Here is a 20,350-nt window from a genome sequence, read left to right on the forward strand (position 1 = left end):
AGGAAAAATGTAGATGAGCTACTCAATTTTTACTCAAAATGCCAACGACGCTACCAAAGAGCCAATGTTCTTTGGTCAGCCTGTAAACGTGGCCCGTTATGACCAACAACGCCATGAGATTTTTGAGAAATTAATCGAAAAACAATTGTCTTTCTTCTGGCGTCCAGAAGAAGTAGACGTAAGCCGTGACCGTATTGATTACAACAAACTGCCGGCTCACGAGCAGCATATTTTTATTAGTAACCTTAAGTACCAAACTCTGCTGGATAGTATTCAAGGGCGCTCGCCTAACGTGGCTTTGTTGCCACTAGTAAGTTTGCCAGAGCTAGAAACTTGGATTGAAACTTGGGCCTTTAGTGAAACTATTCACTCTCGCTCATACACCCACATTATCCGCAATGTAATGGGCAATCCTGGTGAAGTATTTGATGACATCATGAAAAATGAAGAGATCATCAAACGCGCCAACGACATTGCTGGCTACTACGACGAACTTATTCAAGCCACCTCTATTTACCACCTACATGGCGAAGGTGAGCACGAGGTTGATGGTGTGGTTCATAACATCACAGTGCGAGAACTTAAGAAAAAGCTCTACCTCTGTATAATGTCAGTAAACGTACTTGAAGCGATTCGCTTTTATGTAAGCTTTGCCTGTTCATTCGCCTTTGCTGAGCGCGAGTTAATGGAAGGTAATGCCAAAATCATTAAGCTAATTGCCCGTGACGAAGCACTGCATTTAACCGGTACTCAGCACATGATTAACCTAATGCGCGAAGGCAAAGACGATCCAGAAATGGCCGAAATTGCTGCCGAGTGTGAAGTAGATGCATGGCGCATGTTTACTGATGCTGCAGAGCAAGAAAAAGAATGGGCAAAATATCTATTCAAAGATGGTTCAATGATTGGTTTAAATGAAGACATTCTTTGCCAATACGTTGAATACATTACCAATACCCGCATGCAGGCTGTAGGTTTGTTACCTTGCTTTGAAGATCGAAGCAATCCTATCCCTTGGATTAACTCTTGGTTGGTATCAGACAACGTACAAGTGGCACCACAAGAAGCAGAGATTAGCTCTTACTTAGTAGGGCAAATTGACTCTAGTATTGATATCGACGACTTCGAGGACTTTGAGCTGTAATGTCTCAAAAAGAAGGCCGCGTTATTGCAGGCGGAATAGAAGTGGTGGTTGATAGCCACCACAAAAGCATCTTAGAAGCGTATGAGCAAGCTGGCTTTACGCCGGAGTATCATTGCCGAGAAGGTGTGTGCGGCGCCTGCAGAACCACCCTAGTAAAAGGCGAAGTGGAATATAGCCACACGCCTTTAGCTAACATTCCTAAAGGGCAAATCCTAAGCTGTTGTAGTAAACCCAAAGGCACTGTTGAACTGGCAGAGCAACCACCTTTCAAACGGCAAATTGCCTAGCTATAACCACGCACCATGCATTAAAAATAGCGCTAGTTGATAGCGCTTTTTTGTTTATGCAGCTTACGTTATATCAAAGACTCTACATTGTATTTACCGATATATCGCTACTGAACAAAGAGATAGATTCCCTTTTTCTAAGCTGTACGTGAACTATACTTTCAATAATCTCTTTAGTTTTTCGGCAAGTAACAGATAACTTAACTATCTGTGATTTTCTTTGTCTTGTGAGGCCAACATGATCATTCGGCGTCAACCCTTAATAGCAATTAGTAGCAGCTTGTTGCTGCTTACCGCTGTGTTGATTGGCTGGAAGGTATTGAATCCGCCTGCGATAGGTGAAAACGCGATATGTCGCGCAGCTATCGCGACTCACTTTATGCAGCGCCAACTAGGACAAATTCAAGCACTACCCGACTACCCGCATCAATACGTAAGTGCCAGCCATTTAGGTGATGTGCCTAAATCTCTAGGATGCCAAATTAGCGGCCAACTCATCAGCATTAGCGAGCAGCAACATGCCGTTGCAAACTTGTACTTTGAACAAAAAAGAAACCAAGTAGCGATTATTGTGCCGCGACCAGCAGCACCTAGCCGAGTTAGGTTGTTTACCCGAGAACAGCTCACTTTTCCTAAAGTACGTTTAGCTAAGCACGATTTAGCCACCGGCATTCATGAAATGTATGGCGAAGGTTTTGATACTAACCAAATTATCCAGCAAACCGTTGCGCTGCTTAAAGCTAACCATATTTGCGGCCAACTGGAGCGCCAACAAAACTTAAAGTTATCACCGGTACCAGTGAACGATAGTTACATGAAGCAAGCGAGTATACTTACGCCTTACCTCATAAATATGGTGCAACGCTCGCCGCTTAATGTTGATGAAATGCTTAAAACCAAACAACAAATTGCGAGTTTAGAACAGGGCTTCCAACAAAATACTCAAAGCTTGGTACAGTGGTTACAACAAACCGAAAGCAATACACCAATAGATAAACGCTTATTGGAATATCATTTGCGCGACTTACGCCGTGCCAATCCGCGCTTATATTTGCCAAGTAACTGCTTGCAGGCTTACATTCACTCGGCGGAGCTAACCCAAACCCTATAAGTGTTAACAAATGTGTCTTAGCGCATGTTGTATTCGCGCGTATTCGTTATACACTAGGGCTAATACTTTTGAGAGAGGATATACGCACGATGGTAACTGATAGTGAAGGTTACATTCAGTTAATTGGATTTTTAACAGATAACTTAGCGCTGTTTGAGCATACTCAAGCTCAGCAAAATCCCTTAACTATTTGCGACTATGTCTCTGAGCAACTATCAGAAAGCGTGATGTTGGTTTGTCGTCAACATGAGCATTTAGACAGTGAACATCGCTTTACCGTGATTCGCGAGATAGATGCAATAGTTAACGACTTAGAACAAGTTCTCTCTGGGGTGTGGATGTCTAGCCCTACCCAGCAGCAACAGCAATTCATTGATGAGTTTGTTGGCTTAATCAAAAACATGTTTGATAACCAACTAATCGCTGTAGACCCTATTTAGTCGTCGGTTATTTATCACCGATAGCTTTAATACCATCGAGATGACTAAAACAATGCTCCCGGGCAATATCTAAAAACGCTTCGATATAGGCGCTGTCTTGATGGCTTTCATGGCGCGCCGCATATAAGTTTTGCCACAGTTTCCCATCTCCTAGCTCACGCGTCACAATGTAGCCTTTATTAACATATTCAGTTAATGCCCAATTTGGCAATACTGCTACCCCGCGGCCACTGGCTACCAGCTGCATCATCATAATCGTCATATCCACTTTACGTACCGCTAAGGGTTCAACGCCAGCAGGGTCTAAAAACAGATTAAACAGATCTAAACGATGAGTATCTACTGGGTAAGAAATGAGCACTTGATTGGCAAAATCTTCTGCTTCTATTACCGGCTTGTCTACCAAAGGATGACTAGGGCTTAAAGCAAGGGTCGGCTGATAAGAGAACAGTGGCGAAAATACAATGCCTTCACTGGGCTGAGGGTCTGAAGTAATAACCAAATCCAGTTGCCCTTGGGCAAGTTCTGGTAAGGGTTCAAAACTAAAGCCGCTGCTAAAATCTAACTCAACATCTGGCCACAAACCTCGGTAATTATCGATAGCAGGCATCAACCAGTTAAAGCAACTATGACACTCAATGGCTAAGTGCAAACGCCCCGCTTGACCACCAACTAAACGGGCCAGTTCACGCTCAGTATGTTGAACTTGTTCTAGCACATTATCTGCTAACTCTAACACCCGTAAGCCTGCCATAGTAAAACGCAAAGGCTTGGTTTTACGCACAAACAGCTTCGCCCCAATGCGCGACTCTAACTCTTTGAGCTGATGCGAAAGTGCCGATTGGGTTAAGCATAAACGCTGCGCAGCTACCACCAAAGAGCCGGTTTCTCTTAAGGCTTGCAAGGTTTTTAAGTGTTTGAGTTCTAACATAGTCTCGCAGTAGTCAATTATGTTGCGCGGCCAGTTTATCACCATCTAACGCGGTTCTGCGCTTTCTTAATAAAAAATCCTGAAAAAGCGCAATTAGCTTGCCTAAACACTTGCATGCTACCGCAAAAAATAAGTTAATACGTTTATTGTAAAGGGACCCATTATCATCATGTATCAAATAGAGAAGTCACATAAGCTAGACAACGTATGTTACGACATCCGTGGTCCAGTGCTGAAACAAGCAAAACGCCTCGAAGAAGACGGCCACCGTGTTATCAAATTAAATATTGGCAATACTGCCGAATTTAATTTTGAAGCCCCTGAAGAAATTCTGGTAGATGTTATTCATAACCTACCTACCGCCCAAGGCTACTGTGACTCAAAAGGTTTATTCTCTGCCCGCAAAGCGGTGATGCATCATTATCAATTGCAAGGCTTACGCACTACTACCCTAGAAGATATCTATTTAGGTAACGGTGTGAGTGAGCTAATCGTAATGGCCATGCAAGCGCTGCTTAATAATGGCGATGAAATGTTAGTGCCAGCTCCCGACTACCCATTATGGACAGCCGCTGTAACACTATCTGGCGGTAACCCAGTACATTACGAATGTGATGAACAAGCAGGCTGGTTCCCAGACATTGAAGATATTCGTAGCAAAATTACTCCACGCACCAAAGGCTTAGTGGTAATTAACCCAAACAATCCTACTGGCGCTGTTTATAGCAAAGAGCTGCTTCTAGAGTTAGTAGAGTTAGCACGTCAGCATAATCTGATTTTGTTTGCCGATGAGATCTACTCAAAAGTGATTTACGATGAAGCCCAACATGTGCCGATGTCTACTTTGTCAGACGACGTATTAACCCTCACCTTTAACGGTTTATCTAAGGCTTATCGAGTCTGTGGTTTCCGCTCGGGTTGGATGCTAGTAAGCGGTCCTAAACATCGCGCTAAAGATTACATAGATGGTTTAGATATGTTGGCCTCAATGCGCTTGTGTGCCAATGTGCCAGTTCAGCATGCCATTCAAACCGCACTAGGTGGTTACCAAAGCATTAACGAGCTAATCGTACCCGGCGGTCGTTTATATGAGCAGCGCAACCTAGCTTGGCAACTACTCAATGACATTCCTGGAGTAAGCTGCGTAAAACCCCAAGGCGCGATGTACTTGTTCCCTAAACTTGATGTGAAAAAATTCAACATTAAAGACGATCAACAGTTCGCCTTAGATTTGCTACAGCAAGAGAAAATTTTGGTGGTGCAAGGTACTGGTTTCAACTGGACCAAACCAGATCACTTCCGCATTGTATTTTTGCCTCGTGAAGAAGAGTTGCGTGAGGCTATTGGCCGCATAGCAACTTTCTTAGACGGTTATCGCCAAGCCGATTAATGGCGGCTTGCTTTAAAAAAATTCAACAAGGGTGCTTTAAGCACCCTTTTTTATTACCCACAATTCAGCCAAGAGCATCAGCTTAAGGCCATGTTATTTTTAGATAATCTGTTGTAGTGTAGTTGTAAGCAATGTGGGAGCGTGCAATGAGTGAACTAAGCAAACAAGCTGGAACAGCAAGATACGCCGAAGAACAAAACCAGAGACGTAACGATCATCGCAGCGTTTGGCAGCGAGACAGAGCGCGAATTTTGCATTCCGCAGCCTTTCGTCGCCTGCAAAACAAAACCCAAGTCCTTAGTATTGGCAACAATGATTTCTACCGCACTCGCCTCACCCACTCCTTAGAAGTGGCGCAAATTGGCACCGGCATTGTTGGCCACATTAGTGCTAACAATCAGCCACAAAACAGGCTATTGCCCGAGCTAAACCTTATCGAGAGCCTTTGCTTAGCTCACGATATTGGTCATCCGCCCTTTGGCCACGGCGGTGAAGTGGCGCTCAATTACATGATGCGTGATGATGGCGGCTTTGAAGGCAACGCACAAACCTTTCGCATTCTCACCAAGCTTGAGCCTTATACTCGCGCTAATGGCATGAACCTTACTCGGCGAACTCTGCTAGGAATAATGAAATACCCTTGCTTACTCAGCCAATTGCAAAGAAACCCTCTCCCGCCTGTGGCCAAGAGTTTTCGTCAGTTAAAAGTGGCGGACTGGGCGCCAGCTAAAGGTATTTATGATGACGACAAACACCTCTACAACTGGGTGCTTGAGAGCTTAAGCCAAGCTGACAGAACCACCTTTGTTGGCAGTCGCAGCCTAGGCGAGACTCATCACCGTAAAACTAACTACAAATCCTTAGATTGCTCGATAATGGAGCTAGCTGATGACATTGCTTATGGGGTGCATGATTTAGAAGACGCCATTGTGATGGGCATAGTTAGCCGACACGACTGGCAAGAACAGGTAGCTTCGGCCATTGCCGACATAAAGGATTGCTGGCTAGCAGATGAAATAGGCGGGCTGTCGGTTAAGTTATTTAGCCGACATCACTACGATCAAAAAGATGCTATTGGCAGCCTTGTTAATGGGTTTATTACCGCTATAAGCTTACAAGCGCAAACAAAATTTGAGGAACCTCAGCTGGACTATCAGGCTAAAATGGATCCTCCCATGGCGCAAGCGCTAGATGTATTAAAACGCTTTGTATTGCACTATGTGATTCAAACACCTGAGATAGAAATGGTTCGCTTTAAAGGCCAGCAAGTGGTTATGGAGTTATTTCAAGCTTTTGCCAGCGACCCAGAGCGTTTACTGCCCATCAATACTCGCAGCCGTTGGTTGCAAGCAGGTGAAGACAACGAAAGCCAAGCCAGGGTGATTGCAGACTACATCGCGGGCATGACAGACGACTATGCAAACCGTTTATTTCAAACACTTTTTTAGCAATAACCTAGACAAATTGAAATAGCACCATCACTCCCAGTATATCTAGCATGTCATTAACAACACTTGCAGCAGAAGATCGCTTATTTTGCAAAAAATACAGCGATTTTTTGTTAGTTTTTCTAGCTAGACAGCAACTTTAATAAACCGTTTACAAAGCCGTTAATTAGCTTGATTTCCATCAAGCTCTTTTCTGGCTAACACACTAAATTTAAAGGAGAGAAAACAACAAGAGGTATCGTTATGATTAAAGTAGCCGACATCATGACCACTAACCCGCATACTGCTTTTGAGCAGACCACGCTTGAAGAAGCTATTAGCCTGTGTAACGAACACAAAATTCGCCATCTCCCTATAGTGGATAGTCAGCAACACCTTATTGGTTTAGTGAGCGAACGAACCTTACTAGCCGCACAAGAATCAAACCTTAGCAAAACTTCCGAATCCCAGCGCCGCGCACATGAACAGCAAATAATGCTCAAACACATTATGTTGACCAAGTTGCATACCGTAGATGCAGCGGCAGGGGTTGGACAAGCCGCTAAGCACATCGAGCGGCATCGCATTGGATGCCTGCCAGTAGTAGAAGGTAAGAAGCTGATCGGAATAATTACCGATACTGACTTTGTAGGTGTTGCAATATCATTGCTAGAAATGCTTGCAGAACAAGAGCCTTTAAGCCCTGACGCATAAGGTAATATTACAACAATATTTCAGCATTAGCGTGACACACAGCTAAGTAAATTAGAAAAAACCTGTATATTTTAGTAAAAAAATTACAAAAACAGGTTGTTTTGTGAGCTTTGTCACGCTAAGATTAATCCATAAATTGCTTGGCGCTCTCATCCTATGGCGTCGCATTCAGCCGATACTGAATTTGTCGATTTATGGGGCCACTAATCGCCCCTGCTATTGTGCTCTTAGCGATAGCACGTATTAGTCATTCCTTATGTTTTTTTGTCCAGCCTTGAGCTGGATTTTTTTTGTCTGCAATTCTCCCACAGTCAATTTCAATCACCTTCACTTTTTTAACAAAAGCCAAACCAAGCCCACAGCAGCAGTGGTAAGCTATTGATTGCAACTATTCTCACCAATCAAGCTTGTTAAGGATTTTAAAGCTATGATGCTTCGCTTCACCCCGCTATTACTCACCTTATTAGCAACTATCGCCCAAGCTTTCGATCAGGGAGAAACCATAAACATACCAATGACCGAGCAAGGTCTGCTGTGGGATAAGCAAATTCAGTTAGAAGCAACCTTATATAAACCCGCAGGCGAAGGCCCTTTTCCACTGGTCATCTTTAACCATGGTTCTACTGGGCCCGGCGTAATAGCCAACACACTAACCATTAAGCCATGGGGATTTGGCGCTTACTTAAACAAACACAACATTGCTTTGCTAATACCAATGCGACGAGGCAGAGGTGCATCACAAGGCAGTTATAATGAATCTTACAATTGCAGTGTAAATAGCGTTGAGTCGGGCATTAACTATGCTTCGCAAAGCTTAGATGCCACCATGCAATACCTGCAGCAACAAACTTGGCTAGACCAAGAAAAAATTGTTATTAGTGGTCATTCTCGAGGAGGATTGTTATCGGTAGTTTACGCAGCTAAACACCCTCAAAAGTTTAAAGGCGTAGTTAATTTTTCCGGCGGTTGGATGGGTGGCCAATGCCAAATCAAAACCCCACTTGCGAGTAATCAAGGCCTGTTTAGCCAGGCAGCTAAAAACAACCCACTCCCTCACTTATTTTTGTATGGCCGAAACGATCCTTATTACTCAGATAGTGAAATTGAAAGCTACGCTCAAGCTTTTAAGGAAGCCGGCGGACAGATAGATTTTCAGTTTTATTATCTAGGCTCATCAGCAAACGGCCACGCACTTTTTTATGAACATAGTGACTATTGGATTGAAGGTTTTAAGCAATACATGCAACAACTGGATTTAATGTAGCTAAAGCTGCCTAAGTGCCGCTACCTAATATATGCTTAGTGAATGAACTATTTAGCTCACTTTCAGATTGCACAGCATACTAACACGTCTATTGTGGGCGCTTTTCTGGGCGACTTTGTAAAAGGACAAAACTGGCAGAGTTACCACAGCGAGGTACAACTCGGTATCAAGCTCCACCGTAAAATAGATAGCTTTACCGATCAGCAAGTCAATCATCTGGGTTTAGCTCACTGTTTTCAAGCCAGTTTAAGGCGCTACTCTGGTATAGCTCTAGACGTGTATTTCGACTACTTGCTGAGTTTGCACTGGCAACGTTTTTCTACCAACTCGCGTTCTGAGTTTATAAGCCAGTGTTATGAAGAACTCCAGCACTTTCCATTAACAGGCAAAGCCAAACATACCGCCAGCCATATGCGTGAATATAATTGGTTAGAACAATACCAGCATCAAGACAGTGTTGCCGGCACCTTACGCGCTATAAGCCGGCGCCTGCGCCGCCCAGTGAAGCTAGAGCTACTCTACGAGGGTATACTTTGCCACTCTGCAGAACTTGAGGCAGCATTTTTAGCGCTATACCCCAAGGTGCTTCTGCACGCTCAAAAATTTGTGAGCAACTATCAGCCGAAATAAGTAACCTGAGCTCGGGATAATAAACTGGTATCTAGCGGCTATTTTTACTTATTTCGGTGTTGAAGCTACTTGCAATAGACCAGCTATTGGCGCGCAGCTTCGTCTTGAACTAAGTAAAACTATCTCGCCAGAAACATGAAACTAGATTAAGTACTGGCTAGTAGAGTTATCGTCACTTCCTTATCCCGAGTTCAGGTTAAGTAGAAAAAGAGCAGCCCTTAGGCTGCTCAAATAGGTATTACATAGCGTTTTTATTATTAGTGTCTAAGTATTAAACCTTAACTAAATTGCTCTTCTTCGGTAGAACCGGTTAAGGCAGTTACTGAAGATTTACCACCTTGAATCACGTTGGTTACTTGGTCAAAGTAGCCTGTACCTACCTCTTGTTGGTGAGCCACGAAGGTGTAGCCTCGGTCAGCCGCTTGGAACTCTTTCTCTTGAACCATGTTCACGTAGTGCTTCATGCCCTCACCTTGCGCATAGTTATGGGCAAGGTCAAACATGTTGTACCACATGTTATGAATACCGGCTAAGGTGATGAACTGGTACTTATAACCCATGTCGCTAAGCTCTTGCTGGAACTTAGCAATAGTTTCATCATCTAGATTCTTACGCCAGTTAAATGATGGTGAACAGTTGTAAGCTAACAGCTGACCTGGGTGCTTAGCATGAATAGCTTCGGCAAATTTGCGAGCTTCTTCCAAGCAAGGTGTTGCAGTTTCACACCAAATTAAATCGGCGTACTCTGCATAGGCTAGGCCTCGGCTAATTGCTTGATCGATACCAGCGCGCACCTTGTAGAAACCTTCTGCGGTACGTTCGCCTTCCACAAACTCAGCGTCGTATGGGTCTACATCAGAAGTTAGCAAGTCCGCGGCGTTCGCATCGGTACGAGCAATAACCAAGGTAGGAACATCAGCAACGTCAGCCGCAAAGCGTGCTGCAACCAGTTTTTGCACTGCTTCTTGGGTTGGAACCAGTACCTTACCACCCATGTGACCACATTTTTTAACTGAAGCAAGTTGATCTTCAAAGTGAACACCAGCAGCACCTGCTTTGATCATGTTCTTCATTAGCTCAAAGGCGTTTAACACCCCGCCAAAACCCGCTTCTGCGTCGGCAACAATTGGCAAGAAGTAGTCTAAGCCACCATTTGCAGGAGACAGACCATTGGCCCATTGAATTTGGTCGGCACGTTGGAAAGAGTTGTTAATGCGCTCAACCACTTTAGGCACGGAGTCTACTGGGTATAGCGATTGATCAGGGTACATACTAGAGGCAGAGTTATTATCGGCGGCAACCTGCCACCCTGATAAGTAGATAGCTTCGATGCCCGCTTTAGCTTGCTGAACGGCTTGGCCGCCGGTTAAAGCGCCTAAACAGTTAACATAACCCTTTTTAGCTTGGCCATTTACTAAGGTCCATAACTTCTCGGCGCCACGTCGAGCAATGGTATTTTCAGGGATAATAGAACCACGCAGTTTCACTACTTCTTCAGCAGTATAAGGACGCTTAACGCCTTTCCAGCGAGGGTTCTCTGCCCAGTCTTTTTCTAATGCTTGAATTTGCTGTTCTCTTGTTAATGTCATGTTCAATCCCTCTTAGACTCTATTCCTCGATACAAGTAGTTTGTATCACTCATTCACGTAGTTTTTTGGTACCGCTATTTGTGCGGTTACTCTTTAATTAATGCCAAGCAACATAGGCTTGGAAAATACAACTCGATACTTTTAACTTTTGCTTTTTTTGTCTAAAAGTACCGAGCTAAGTTTGGAGCGCCGTATCAGCATTATTGTTGCTTTTGACTGTGGCTTTTGCTCCTTGTCTAGCCTTGTTATTAAGCTCGTTGGCCACTGCTTATTAACCTGGTCGGCTTTATTTAGCTAAGTGTTCACCTGTTTGTAAATTGCCACTGTATCTAACGTAAATTGCGACCCAAACATGTAGCTTTTACGTAGTTGTAATTACAGTTACAAAAATAAAACAGCCTCAACGATAAACACCAAACCTTGTCTTAAATCGAGAAATAAATTAAACAACCGTTTAAAAACCTCCCCAAGACCCTGTTTTTTATAACACCCGCAAAAACAAAAGCAAAGCTTTATTTAAAGTATTAACTCTAATTAATTAACAAACGGGTAACCTTTCGTTTACTACCTTTGTCGCAAAAAGAAATTAAATTACGTAATTTAAATACCAATTAACGTTTGGGTTAGCTAAATGCCAACAAGCAATTAACGTTTACGTAAAGGGAAGAGTGTTAAGTAAGGCTCTGAGAAGGACAATTAGACGAAAGTTACATCATATTAAATAAGCACTTACAGCCTGTTTTAAACAACAGTTTAAAATTGAGTTGACAGTGAAATATTCGCCAGCTAAGAGACCAAAGATACAAAACCAGGAAAAGTTGTTATTAAACAGAAATGCATTTTTGAAGAGATCAGACCAGAAAAGTGAAAAAATTTTAGGTATTTTTCTCTATAAACAAAAAAGCTGGCAAATCGCCAGCTTTTTTCGCTCGAAAATTTTAAGCTTAAAGCAGCTTTTCCACTTCATCGCCGGCTAAATGGCGAATATCTTTACCTCTTACGAAGTAGATAATGTACTCGGCAATGTTTTGGCAACGGTCACCCACTCGCTCAATAGCACGTGCAGCATTTAATGCATCTAGCACTTGAGGAATAGAACGCGGGTCTTCCATCATGTAAGTCATCAACTCACGAATAAGACGCTCGTATTCTTTATCCACCTTTTTATCTTCTTGGTGAACACTCCACGCCATATCTACATCCATACGTGCAAAACCATCTAACACGTCATGCAGCATTTTGGCGGTGTGTTGACCCAAGTGCTCCAAGCTGGTTAGAGACGCTTTAAGCGGTTTATCCATGTTACGCTCAACCATACGAGCAATGCTTTCTGCTGCATCGCCAATACGCTCTAAATCAGCAATGGTTTTAATAATCGCCATTACAATGCGTAAGTCACTAGCAGCAGGTTGGCGCTTAGCAATAATGCGAGTGCACTCTTCATCAATAGCAACTTCAAAAGAATTTACTTTGCTGTCGGTGCTAATCACCTTGCTCACCAACTCTGCGTCTGGTCGGCTTAACAGGCTAAGGGCATCTATCAGTTGCTGCTCAACTAAACCACCCATTGCCATAATTTGATTGCGCACATGATCTAGTTCAGCATTAAACTGACCAGATATGTGTTTGTTCATGTTTAACTTATCCATATCTTTTCCTCAGCGACGGTTGGATTAACCGTAACGGCCTGTAATGTAATCTTCGGTTTGCTTCTTCGCTGGTGTTGTAAACAAGGTATTGGTATCAGCATATTCCACCATGTCGCCCATATACATAAAGGCTGTTTGGTCTGATACTCGCGCTGCTTGTTGCATGTTGTGAGTTACAATCACCACGGTGTAACGACTCTTAAGGTCGTTAATCAACTCTTCAATCGTCAATGTAGAAATTGGGTCAAGCGCTGATGTTGGTTCATCCAATAATAGCACTTCAGGCTCAATCGCAATGGCGCGGGCAATCACTAAACGCTGTTGCTGACCACCAGATAAACCAAAGGCATTCTCGTGCAAACGGTCTTTTACCTCTTCCCACAAGGCTGCACCGCGTAATGAGCGCTCTACGGCTTCATCTAATACGCGGCGATCTTTAATCCCTTGTAGGCGTAAACCATATACTACATTCTCGTAAATAGACTTCGGGAATGGGTTTGGACGCTGAAACACCATACCTACGTTACGACGCAGTGCGGCTACGTCTACGCTTTTATCGTAAATGTTTTGTCCGTGCAGCAATATCTCACCGCTAATCTTACAAATATCAACCAAGTCATTCATACGGTTAATACAGCGCAGTAAGGTTGATTTACCGCAGCCCGACGGGCCAATAAAGGCGGTAACTTGCCCTTTCGGGATCTTCATCGACACATCGAACAATGCTTGTTTGTTGCCGTAGTAAAGATCAAGGTTCTTTACTTCCAATGCAGTTTGCTCTGCCGTTAAGTTAGCCAAATCTAATTTAGTATCTCGACTATTTTCTGTATTCAAAGAAATCATTTTTTTTCCTACAAATTGCCGTTAGCTTATTGGTCTAACGTTTTAAACTTTTCGCGTAAACGGTTACGGATTTGGATGGCTGCTAAGTTTAAGCCAATAATAACCGTTACCAATAAAAATGCCGTGGCGTACACCAAAGGTCGAGCTGCTTCTACGTTCGGGCTTTGGAAACCCACATCATAAATGTGGAAGCCTAAGTGCATGAACTTACGCTCTAGGTGAATGAACGGGAAGTTGCCATCAAGCGGTAATGTTGGTGCTAGTTTCACTACACCTACTAACATCAGTGGTGCTACTTCACCAGCTGCACGGGCTACCGCCAAAATAAGGCCAGTCATAATGGCTGGGCTAGCCATTGGAATAACAATACGCCACAGCGTTTCGGCTTTAGTTGCACCTAAGGCTAACGAGCCTTGACGCACCGCACTAGGAATACGCGACAAACCTTCTTCGGTAGACACAATCACCACTGGCAAAGTAAGAATTGCCAAGGTAAGGGCTGCCCAAATTACACCTGGTGAGCCAAAGGTTGGCGTAGGTAGTGACTCTTGATAGAACAAGGAGTCAATACTGCCACCTAGCATATAAACAAAGAAACCTAAGCCAAATACACCGTAAACAATAGAAGGTACACCAGCTAAGTTAATTACCGCGATTCGTATTAAGCGAGTAAAGCTGTTATTGCCGGCATATTCGTGCAAGTAAATGGCAGCTACAACACCTAGTGGAGTAACAATAACGGCCATCAACATCACCATGAATACCGTACCAAAGATAGCTGGAAATACCCCGCCCTCGGTATTGGCTTCACGTGGCTCAGACACAATAAATTTAACCGCTTGGTGTCCCCAATGCCCTAGTTTTTGGAACCAGTTCATTTCATTTGGGAAGAACACATCCAATACATTATCCATTGGAATTGTCACCAACTCACCGCGCATATCACGGATAATCAGTTGGTCACGGCGTGCATCATCACGGTAAGCAAATAGCTGCTTCTCAAGTACCAAGTAGTCTTGATGCAATTGCTCGGCGTCGGCTTCAATACCAGCTAAGCGTTCAGGCGTTAGTTCATCAGCCAGCTCATACTTGCGCTGCTTTAAACGTAAACGCTCTAGGCTGTAGTTAATGCCACCAATATCATGACGCTGCAGCGAGTCGGCTTGGTCAATAATGCCATTAGAGCGTTCTAACAACTCAAACAGCTTTTCGTGATCAGCATCATCAGCAGCATTAATGGTGGTGTCACCTTTAACAATACCTTCAACGTAACCGTAAAAGTTACCGTTGGTGCGACGCTCAACTACCGCCATACCTTTAGGCTGCTTCTTCGATAAGATTTCATTCTCGGTTAACCAACGAAAATCTAGATTTACGTATTCACGGTTACCGGTCTTAATCAAAAAGCGCTCTACAAAGTCGCCGTCTAAGCCTTCCAAATTTGCACCAGAGGCTTTTAAGCGCTCAATAGGCACAAGCTCGGTGTCATACAATTCGCCAATTACAGTTGTGGTTTCACCAAACTGTTTGACTTCCATTTCAAGTACAGGACTTGGCCAGAAATAGACCAGACCGCGTGCGGCAATTAATAGCAGCAATCCAATCACTGCTACCAAGCTTATGCTTACCGCACCCGCTGTCATCCAAATCCACGGGTTACCTGATTTAAACCACTTATTCATCGGTTAGTTCCCATATCCCTATTTACAGCGAGCTATATTTGTCGCGCAGACGTTGGCGCACAAATTCAGCAATGGTGTTAAATGCAAAGGTAAATACAAACAATACAAAGGCTGCTAAGAACAGCACTCGGTAGTGAGAGCTTCCCACTTCAGACTCTGGCATCTCTACCGCAATGTTTGCCGATAAAGTACGCATACCCTGGAAGATACTCCAATCCATCACTGGCGTATTACCGGTAGCCATAAGTACAATCATGGTTTCACCCACTGCGCGGCCAAGGCCCATCATTACCGCCGAGAAAATGCCGGGGCTAGCAGTTAAAATCACCACTTTAGTTAAAGTTTGCCAAGGCGTAGCACCCAATGCTAAAGAGCCATTACTCAAGTGCTTAGGCACCGAGAAAATAGCGTCTTCTGCAATAGAGAAAATCGTAGGAATAACTGCAAAGCCCATGGCTAAACCCACCACCATAGAGTTACGTTGGTCGAAGTTAATGCCTAGCTCATTGGTTAGGTATAAACGCGCATCACCGTCAAACATCCACTGCTCAAGCGCTGGGCTAATTTGAATACAGCCCCAGCCAATAAACAAAACAACTGGAATAAGTACGATTGCATCCCAACCTTCAGGCAGCATTTGGCGTACTTTCTTGGGCATTTTTGACCAAGCAAAAGCAGTGAGCAAAAAGCCTACTGGCAGCAGCAACATAATGGCAATTACGCCAGGCAAGTTGTCTTCAATTAATGGCGCTAACCATAAACCCGCCAAAAAGCCCAAAATTACCGTGGGTAAAGCTTCCATAATTTCTACGGTAGGCTTAACCACTTTGCGCAGTGGCGCTGACATAAAGTAAGCAGTGTAGATAGCCCCAGCTAAAGCAATAGGCGCTGCAAACAACATCGCGTAAAAAGCGGCTTTAATGGTACCAAAAGAAATTGGCACTAAGCTGAGCTTAGGCTCAAAGTCATCACTGGCTGAGGTTGATTGCCATACATATTGCGGCTCGGGGTAACCTTCGTACCAAATTTTGCTCCACAGAGCACGCCACGTTACTTCTGGGTGCTCGTTGTCTACGTGATAAAACTCAAGACCGTTTTCGGTCTCAGTTAGTAAACCACTAGCTCGCGGAGAAAAAGCTAAGCTAACGGCTTTAGTATCGGTCACCTCACGGACTAAACGGCCACCGCCTGTGGTGTGGAATAAGGTAATAGAACCATCTTCCCCACTTACAGCAAAGCCTTTACGGAAGTACTCAACACCAATTTCGTTTACTTTAGCGCCTGCATCAAACTCACGAATTTGCGTAAGCTTACGCACTCCATCTTTTGCTACGTCAAACCACTGGCTAATTTTGCCGTTGTCGTTTGCAACAATAAGAGAGCTAGCACCGGTTAGTAAGGCAATATCAGTGACATTGCTGTCGGTACTATTAATAAAGTCCACTGAGTTTAAGCGAACGTTATCAATATCGGAGATATTGTAGTTAGCTAACTGGTTACCGTTACGAATATATAAACGGCGTAAGTCTGGCGTTACCAAGATTTGATCGATGTTACTTGGCAAGCTAGGAATATCGGCCGTCTCGGGCAGCCATTCCAAAGACTCATTAAACATGTCTTCTTCAGCTTCGTAACGAACCAACAAGCCTCGGCCATCGGCGGTTACCGCTGCTACAACTGCTGACTCTTCTTGACGCTCAAAGGCAAGCTGTTCAATTGCTTGTCCTTTTGGGTCAATAATCAAGGACTGTTCACCCATTGGGTAAGCAATGCCTGGCGTAATTAAACGCTTGTCGTTAGGGTAGCTAATACCAAACTTAGGTGAAACGATGTAAGCCAAGCCATCACCGGTACCGTAAGCCACCAAACCTTGGTTTGGCACTGTGCGGTCAGACGCAGTAATGTCTGCTTCAACTTGATAGTCTTGAAACTCGCGTTGGCTATCAATTAAGTTGAAAAAGCTTAACTGCCCGTCTTCATTGAAGCGATAAGCAATTTCGTTTTGCTCTTCAACACCAATAGCCACTGTGGCACTGCTATCTTGTAACGGAATGGTTTTAGATTTTTCTAAACTCGCGCCGTAGAAAATAGGTGCAACTACATACAATAAATAGAAGAAAATTAAGATCAGTGCTAATAGAACAACAATCCCGCCAGCACTTACGCTGTAGCGGGTTAGTCGGTCCTTAATTAGCCGCTGAGCACTACTATTAAATGACACTGACTGCGTCATATATCCCTCACAATTTAATAGGTCTGGCGAAAGTATATGGCAGTTTTATGACAGTATTGTTACAGGGTGAAATACTAAAAAAAATGTCACAATTTGGTGGGATAAAAAACGTTCAGCAACTATCATTATCAGGTATGTGTTACATTTGTATGTATCTAATATTACAAAGAAATTATATTGCATGCTTGGCTTGCTTTTTATCCAAGCGGGGCTTTAAGTATCTTCCTAATTACTTAAAAGCTATGCATACTTTAAACCCTCAGAAACATCGCTATTAGTTTGCTGTAATAAAACTAATGCGTGCAAGGCTATGGAGTAACAAGATGAAACAGCTCGTGGTAAGTGTCATTGGTAAAGATCGACCAGGCATCGTTGACCAATTATCCTCATTAGTCGTTCAGCACAAAGGCAACTGGTTAGCCAGCAGCCTAACTGAGCTAGCCGGCCAATTTGCAGGCATTCTGCACTTAGAAGTAGACGAGCAACACCTTGAAGCCCTAAGCCATGATCTACTTAATCAACAAAATCTACTGGTGAATATTGCCGAAGGCGATAGCAGTAATAATGAAGACCACCAGCAAGTAGCTATTACCGTGACCGCCAATGACCGCGTGGGCATTGTACAAGAGGTGACCCAAGCACTTAATGCGCTGGGTGTAAGTTTAAGCGAAATAAATACCCATGTTGCCAGCGCCCCCAACTGGGGAGGCCTTATATTTACCGCTAATCTCAGTGTGCCATGTGCCAACGACGAACAGTTGGGCACAATTCAAGAGTCTTTGGAATCATTAGCCGACGATCTAATGGTAGATATTGAACAAGACTAATTCTCCACTTTAAGAAGTAAGTATCAAAGGTGAACAATGAGCGACAGTCTATATATAGAGAAAGAGTTAAGCTGGCTTTCGTTTAATCAACGAGTTTTGCAAGAAGCGCAAGACCATTCAGTACCGATTATCGAGCGAGTTCGATTTTTAGGTATTTTTTCCAACAACCAAGATGAGTTTTATAAAGTAAGGGTTGCTGCACTAAAACGTCGAATTATCCTTAATGAGCTTAAATCCAAAGACGATGGCTCAATTCAACTACTCAACGACGTACAAGCCAAGTTAGCAGAGCTGCAGCAAGACTTCGACGATACCTATCGCGAGATTATTCTTACCCTAGCGCGCCGTAATATCTTTTTGATTAACGAAGATCAACTGAGCGAAAATCATCAAAACTGGGTAAGAAAATACTTTAAAGACAAAGTATTGCGTCATATTACGCCAATAGTATTAACCAAACGTACCGACTTAGTTCGCTTTTTAAAAGACGAATACACCTACCTTGCGGTAGAAGTAAAAAAAGCAGATAAAGAAAGCCACCTATTGATTGAGATCCCAACCGACAGCTTACCGCGTTTTGTGGTACTGCCGCCCGATGGCTCAAAAACCCGTAAAACCTTAATCATTTTGGATAACATCATCCGCTTCTGTTTAGATGATTTGTTACGAGGTTTTTACGAATACGATTCCGTTGCGGCCTACTCAATCAAGATGACTCGAGATGCCGAGTACGATCTTACAGACGAAGTAGACCAAGGCCTGCTAGAAAAAATGTCTGAGGGTATTAAGCAGCGTTTAACCGCCGAACCAGTGCGCTTTGTTTACGATCGAGAAATGCCCAACAGCATGGTGAAGCGTTTAAGTAAAATGCTGCACATTTCTAAACTTGACCACAGCGTAAGTGGTAGCCGCTACCATAACTTTAAAGACTTCATTGGTTTTCCAAATGTGGGCAGAAAGTACTTAGAAAACCCTAAGCTGCCTGCTCTGAACTGCCGTGACTTCGACAGCTTTGATACGGTATTTAATGCCATTAGCGCGCGGGATATTCTGCTCTACTACCCTTATCATAAATTCCGTTATATTTCGGAGTTTGTACGCCAAGCGTCTTTTGACCCCAAAGTCACCAGCATCAAAATCAATATCTACCGCGTGGCGAAAAAGTCTCACTTAATGAACTCACTAATTGATGCCGCTAACAATGGCAAACGAGTTACAGTAGTTATTGAACTGCGCGCTCGTTTTGATGAGGGAGCTAATATTGGCTGGGCGCAAATGCTTACAGATGCTGGGGTAAAAGTAGTATTTGGCGTACCTTCGCTAAAAGTGCACTCAAAGCTCCTTTTAATCACCCGCAAAGAAGACGACCAAAGGGTGTATTACAGCCACATTGGCACTGGCAACTTTCACGAGAAAACGGCCAAAATTTATACCGATTTTGCGTTGTTCACCAAAAACCAAGAAATTGGCCAAGAAGTAGAAAACGTATTTAGTTTCATTCAAAAGCCTTATCGACGCTTTAAATTCCAACACCTTATTGTTTCGCCCAACGATACGCGCCGACGCTTGTTTAGTTTAATAGATTACGAAATCAATCAAGCTAACGCCGGCAACCCTGCGGCAATCACGATTAAAGTGAACAACTTAGTCGACAAAGGCGTAGTCACTCGCTTGTATGCGGCCAGTAAAGCGGGAGTTAAAATCCGCATGATTATTCGTGGTATGTGTTCTTTAGTACCAGGGCTTGAAGGCAATAATGACAATATAAAAATTATCAGCATTGTCGATCGCTTCTTAGAGCACCCAAGGGTATTCCACTTCCATCATAGCGGCGAAGATCAGGTTTATATTGCCTCTTTCGATTGGATGACCCGCAACATCGAAGAGCGTGTTGAAGTTGGTGTACCTATTTACAATGACGAGCTTAAACAGCGGGTGATTGATTTAATGGACCTACAATTTGCTGATACTACCAAGGCGCGAATTATCGATGCCAAGCAGCAAAACAAATACGTTCAGCGCGGTAACCGTCGTAAGATCCGCTCTCAAATGTGGACTCACGATTACCTAAAAGCGATTGAATCTAAGCCGCGACGCAAGGTTCAAGAAGAAGACAGTAACTAAGAGTATTGTTACCGAAAAGGCCGCTAACTAGCGGCCTTTTTTATTGCGCAAAGCCGCTAGTTTTA

At 43.6% G+C, this 20,350-nt stretch carries 17 protein-coding genes; 11 read left to right on the forward strand and 6 right to left on the reverse strand.

The genetic code is table 11. The annotated features are described in order from the left end of the window. Positions 1–13 precede the first annotated feature (13 nt). The 4 genes from nrdB to K5609_RS13710 all read left to right on the forward strand — a co-directional run bounded on the left by nrdB (position 14) and on the right by K5609_RS13710 (position 2,982). Positions 14–1,144, forward strand: a complete 1,131-nt coding sequence (gene nrdB, locus K5609_RS13695; protein WP_221074149.1) for a class Ia ribonucleoside-diphosphate reductase subunit beta — start codon at positions 14–16, stop codon at positions 1,142–1,144. After that, a complete protein-coding gene (gene yfaE / locus K5609_RS13700; RefSeq protein ID WP_152781350.1) occupies positions 1,144–1,431 on the forward strand; it encodes a class I ribonucleotide reductase maintenance protein YfaE in 288 nt (95 codons plus the stop codon). Before nrdB ends, yfaE begins: the two co-directional genes overlap by 1 nt. Before the next feature lie 238 nt (positions 1,432–1,669). Then, positions 1,670–2,542 (forward strand): hypothetical protein, encoded by an 873-nt coding sequence (locus tag K5609_RS13705; RefSeq protein ID WP_221074150.1) that lies wholly within the window; start codon positions 1,670–1,672, stop codon positions 2,540–2,542. An 89-nt stretch (positions 2,543–2,631) separates the two neighbouring features. Beyond that, complete coding sequence (locus tag K5609_RS13710; protein WP_016401730.1) at positions 2,632–2,982, forward strand: DUF3802 family protein; 351 nt, start codon at positions 2,632–2,634, stop codon at positions 2,980–2,982. A gap of 7 nt (positions 2,983–2,989) precedes the next feature. Here K5609_RS13710 and K5609_RS13715 read toward each other — a convergent pair whose 3' ends face one another. Beyond that, positions 2,990–3,913, reverse strand: coding sequence for a LysR substrate-binding domain-containing protein (locus tag K5609_RS13715; protein WP_221074151.1), 924 nt, complete (start codon positions 3,911–3,913; stop codon positions 2,990–2,992). A 169-nt stretch (positions 3,914–4,082) separates the two neighbouring features. On the opposite strand from K5609_RS13715, the gene K5609_RS13720 reads away from it, so the two are divergent. The 5 genes from K5609_RS13720 to K5609_RS13740 all read left to right on the forward strand — a co-directional run bounded on the left by K5609_RS13720 (position 4,083) and on the right by K5609_RS13740 (position 9,338). Continuing rightward, the gene (locus tag K5609_RS13720) at positions 4,083–5,303 is read left to right on the forward strand and encodes a pyridoxal phosphate-dependent aminotransferase (protein WP_221074152.1); all 1,221 of its coding nucleotides are present in this window, start codon (positions 4,083–4,085) and stop codon (positions 5,301–5,303) included. 146 nt (positions 5,304–5,449) lie between these two features. Further along, on the forward strand, positions 5,450–6,751 hold the full coding sequence (locus K5609_RS13725; protein ID WP_221074153.1) for an anti-phage deoxyguanosine triphosphatase: 1,302 nt from the start codon (positions 5,450–5,452) through the stop codon (positions 6,749–6,751). A gap of 243 nt (positions 6,752–6,994) precedes the next feature. Beyond that, positions 6,995–7,444, forward strand: coding sequence for a CBS domain-containing protein (locus K5609_RS13730; RefSeq protein WP_221074154.1), 450 nt, complete (start codon positions 6,995–6,997; stop codon positions 7,442–7,444). Positions 7,445–7,871: 427 nt separating this feature from the next. Then, a complete protein-coding gene (locus K5609_RS13735) occupies positions 7,872–8,708 on the forward strand; it encodes a dienelactone hydrolase family protein (protein WP_221074155.1) in 837 nt (278 codons plus the stop codon). A 42-nt stretch (positions 8,709–8,750) separates the two neighbouring features. Next, positions 8,751–9,338, forward strand: coding sequence for an acyl carrier protein phosphodiesterase (locus tag K5609_RS13740; protein WP_221074156.1), 588 nt, complete (start codon positions 8,751–8,753; stop codon positions 9,336–9,338). A 278-nt stretch (positions 9,339–9,616) separates the two neighbouring features. On the opposite strand, the gene aceA is transcribed toward K5609_RS13740, so the two are convergent. The 5 genes from aceA to K5609_RS13765 all read right to left on the reverse strand — a co-directional run bounded on the left by aceA (position 9,617) and on the right by K5609_RS13765 (position 17,334). Next, positions 9,617–10,927, reverse strand: a complete 1,311-nt coding sequence (gene aceA, locus K5609_RS13745; RefSeq protein WP_163131507.1) for an isocitrate lyase — start codon at positions 10,925–10,927, stop codon at positions 9,617–9,619. A 944-nt stretch (positions 10,928–11,871) separates the two neighbouring features. After that, positions 11,872–12,576 carry a phosphate signaling complex protein PhoU gene (gene phoU / locus K5609_RS13750; RefSeq protein ID WP_221074157.1) on the reverse strand — a complete coding sequence of 235 codons (705 nt, stop codon included), beginning with the start codon at positions 12,574–12,576 and terminating at the stop codon, positions 11,872–11,874. Positions 12,577–12,600: 24 nt separating this feature from the next. Continuing rightward, positions 12,601–13,419: a phosphate ABC transporter ATP-binding protein PstB gene (gene pstB / locus K5609_RS13755; RefSeq protein WP_016401740.1), complete on the reverse strand. Its 819-nt coding sequence runs from the start codon at positions 13,417–13,419 to the stop codon at positions 12,601–12,603. Between the two features lie 26 nt (positions 13,420–13,445). Next, positions 13,446–15,101 (reverse strand): phosphate ABC transporter permease PstA, encoded by a 1,656-nt coding sequence (pstA, locus tag K5609_RS13760; RefSeq protein ID WP_221074158.1) that lies wholly within the window; start codon positions 15,099–15,101, stop codon positions 13,446–13,448. A 22-nt stretch (positions 15,102–15,123) separates the two neighbouring features. Next, positions 15,124–17,334, reverse strand: a complete 2,211-nt coding sequence (locus tag K5609_RS13765; protein ID WP_221074159.1) for an ABC transporter permease subunit — start codon at positions 17,332–17,334, stop codon at positions 15,124–15,126. 323 nt (positions 17,335–17,657) lie between these two features. Here K5609_RS13765 and K5609_RS13770 point away from each other — a divergent pair, with 323 nt between their 5' ends. Further along, positions 17,658–18,161, forward strand: a complete 504-nt coding sequence (locus K5609_RS13770) for a glycine cleavage system transcriptional repressor (protein WP_221074160.1) — start codon at positions 17,658–17,660, stop codon at positions 18,159–18,161. A 36-nt stretch (positions 18,162–18,197) separates the two neighbouring features. After that, complete coding sequence (gene ppk1, locus K5609_RS13775; protein ID WP_221074161.1) at positions 18,198–20,285, forward strand: polyphosphate kinase 1; 2,088 nt, start codon at positions 18,198–18,200, stop codon at positions 20,283–20,285. Positions 20,286–20,350: the final 65 nt, after the last annotated feature.

The sequence above is a fragment of the Agarivorans aestuarii genome (genome assembly GCF_019670125.1).
Classification (GTDB): domain Bacteria; phylum Pseudomonadota; class Gammaproteobacteria; order Enterobacterales; family Celerinatantimonadaceae; genus Agarivorans; species Agarivorans aestuarii.

What these genes read in the sequence shown, in the direction of transcription:
- pstB (WP_016401740.1), bottom strand. Translation starts at nt 13,419, where the DNA reads ATGATTTCTTTGAATACAGAAAATAGTCGAGATACTAAATTAGATTTG.
- K5609_RS13720 (WP_221074152.1), top strand. Translation starts at nt 4,083, where the DNA reads ATGTATCAAATAGAGAAGTCACATAAGCTAGACAACGTATGTTACGAC.
- K5609_RS13735 (WP_221074155.1), top strand. Translation starts at nt 7,872, where the DNA reads ATGATGCTTCGCTTCACCCCGCTATTACTCACCTTATTAGCAACTATC.
- K5609_RS13710 (WP_016401730.1), top strand. Translation starts at nt 2,632, where the DNA reads ATGGTAACTGATAGTGAAGGTTACATTCAGTTAATTGGATTTTTAACA.
- nrdB (WP_221074149.1), top strand. Translation starts at nt 14, where the DNA reads ATGAGCTACTCAATTTTTACTCAAAATGCCAACGACGCTACCAAAGAG.
- K5609_RS13725 (WP_221074153.1), top strand. Translation starts at nt 5,450, where the DNA reads ATGAGTGAACTAAGCAAACAAGCTGGAACAGCAAGATACGCCGAAGAA.
- K5609_RS13705 (WP_221074150.1), top strand. Translation starts at nt 1,670, where the DNA reads ATGATCATTCGGCGTCAACCCTTAATAGCAATTAGTAGCAGCTTGTTG.
- K5609_RS13715 (WP_221074151.1), bottom strand. Translation starts at nt 3,913, where the DNA reads ATGTTAGAACTCAAACACTTAAAAACCTTGCAAGCCTTAAGAGAAACC.
- ppk1 (WP_221074161.1), top strand. Translation starts at nt 18,198, where the DNA reads ATGAGCGACAGTCTATATATAGAGAAAGAGTTAAGCTGGCTTTCGTTT.
- K5609_RS13730 (WP_221074154.1), top strand. Translation starts at nt 6,995, where the DNA reads ATGATTAAAGTAGCCGACATCATGACCACTAACCCGCATACTGCTTTT.
- aceA (WP_163131507.1), bottom strand. Translation starts at nt 10,927, where the DNA reads ATGACATTAACAAGAGAACAGCAAATTCAAGCATTAGAAAAAGACTGG.
- phoU (WP_221074157.1), bottom strand. Translation starts at nt 12,576, where the DNA reads ATGGATAAGTTAAACATGAACAAACACATATCTGGTCAGTTTAATGCT.
- K5609_RS13770 (WP_221074160.1), top strand. Translation starts at nt 17,658, where the DNA reads ATGAAACAGCTCGTGGTAAGTGTCATTGGTAAAGATCGACCAGGCATC.
- yfaE (WP_152781350.1), top strand. Translation starts at nt 1,144, where the DNA reads ATGTCTCAAAAAGAAGGCCGCGTTATTGCAGGCGGAATAGAAGTGGTG.
- K5609_RS13765 (WP_221074159.1), bottom strand. Translation starts at nt 17,334, where the DNA reads ATGACGCAGTCAGTGTCATTTAATAGTAGTGCTCAGCGGCTAATTAAG.
- K5609_RS13740 (WP_221074156.1), top strand. Translation starts at nt 8,751, where the DNA reads ATGAACTATTTAGCTCACTTTCAGATTGCACAGCATACTAACACGTCT.
- pstA (WP_221074158.1), bottom strand. Translation starts at nt 15,101, where the DNA reads ATGAATAAGTGGTTTAAATCAGGTAACCCGTGGATTTGGATGACAGCG.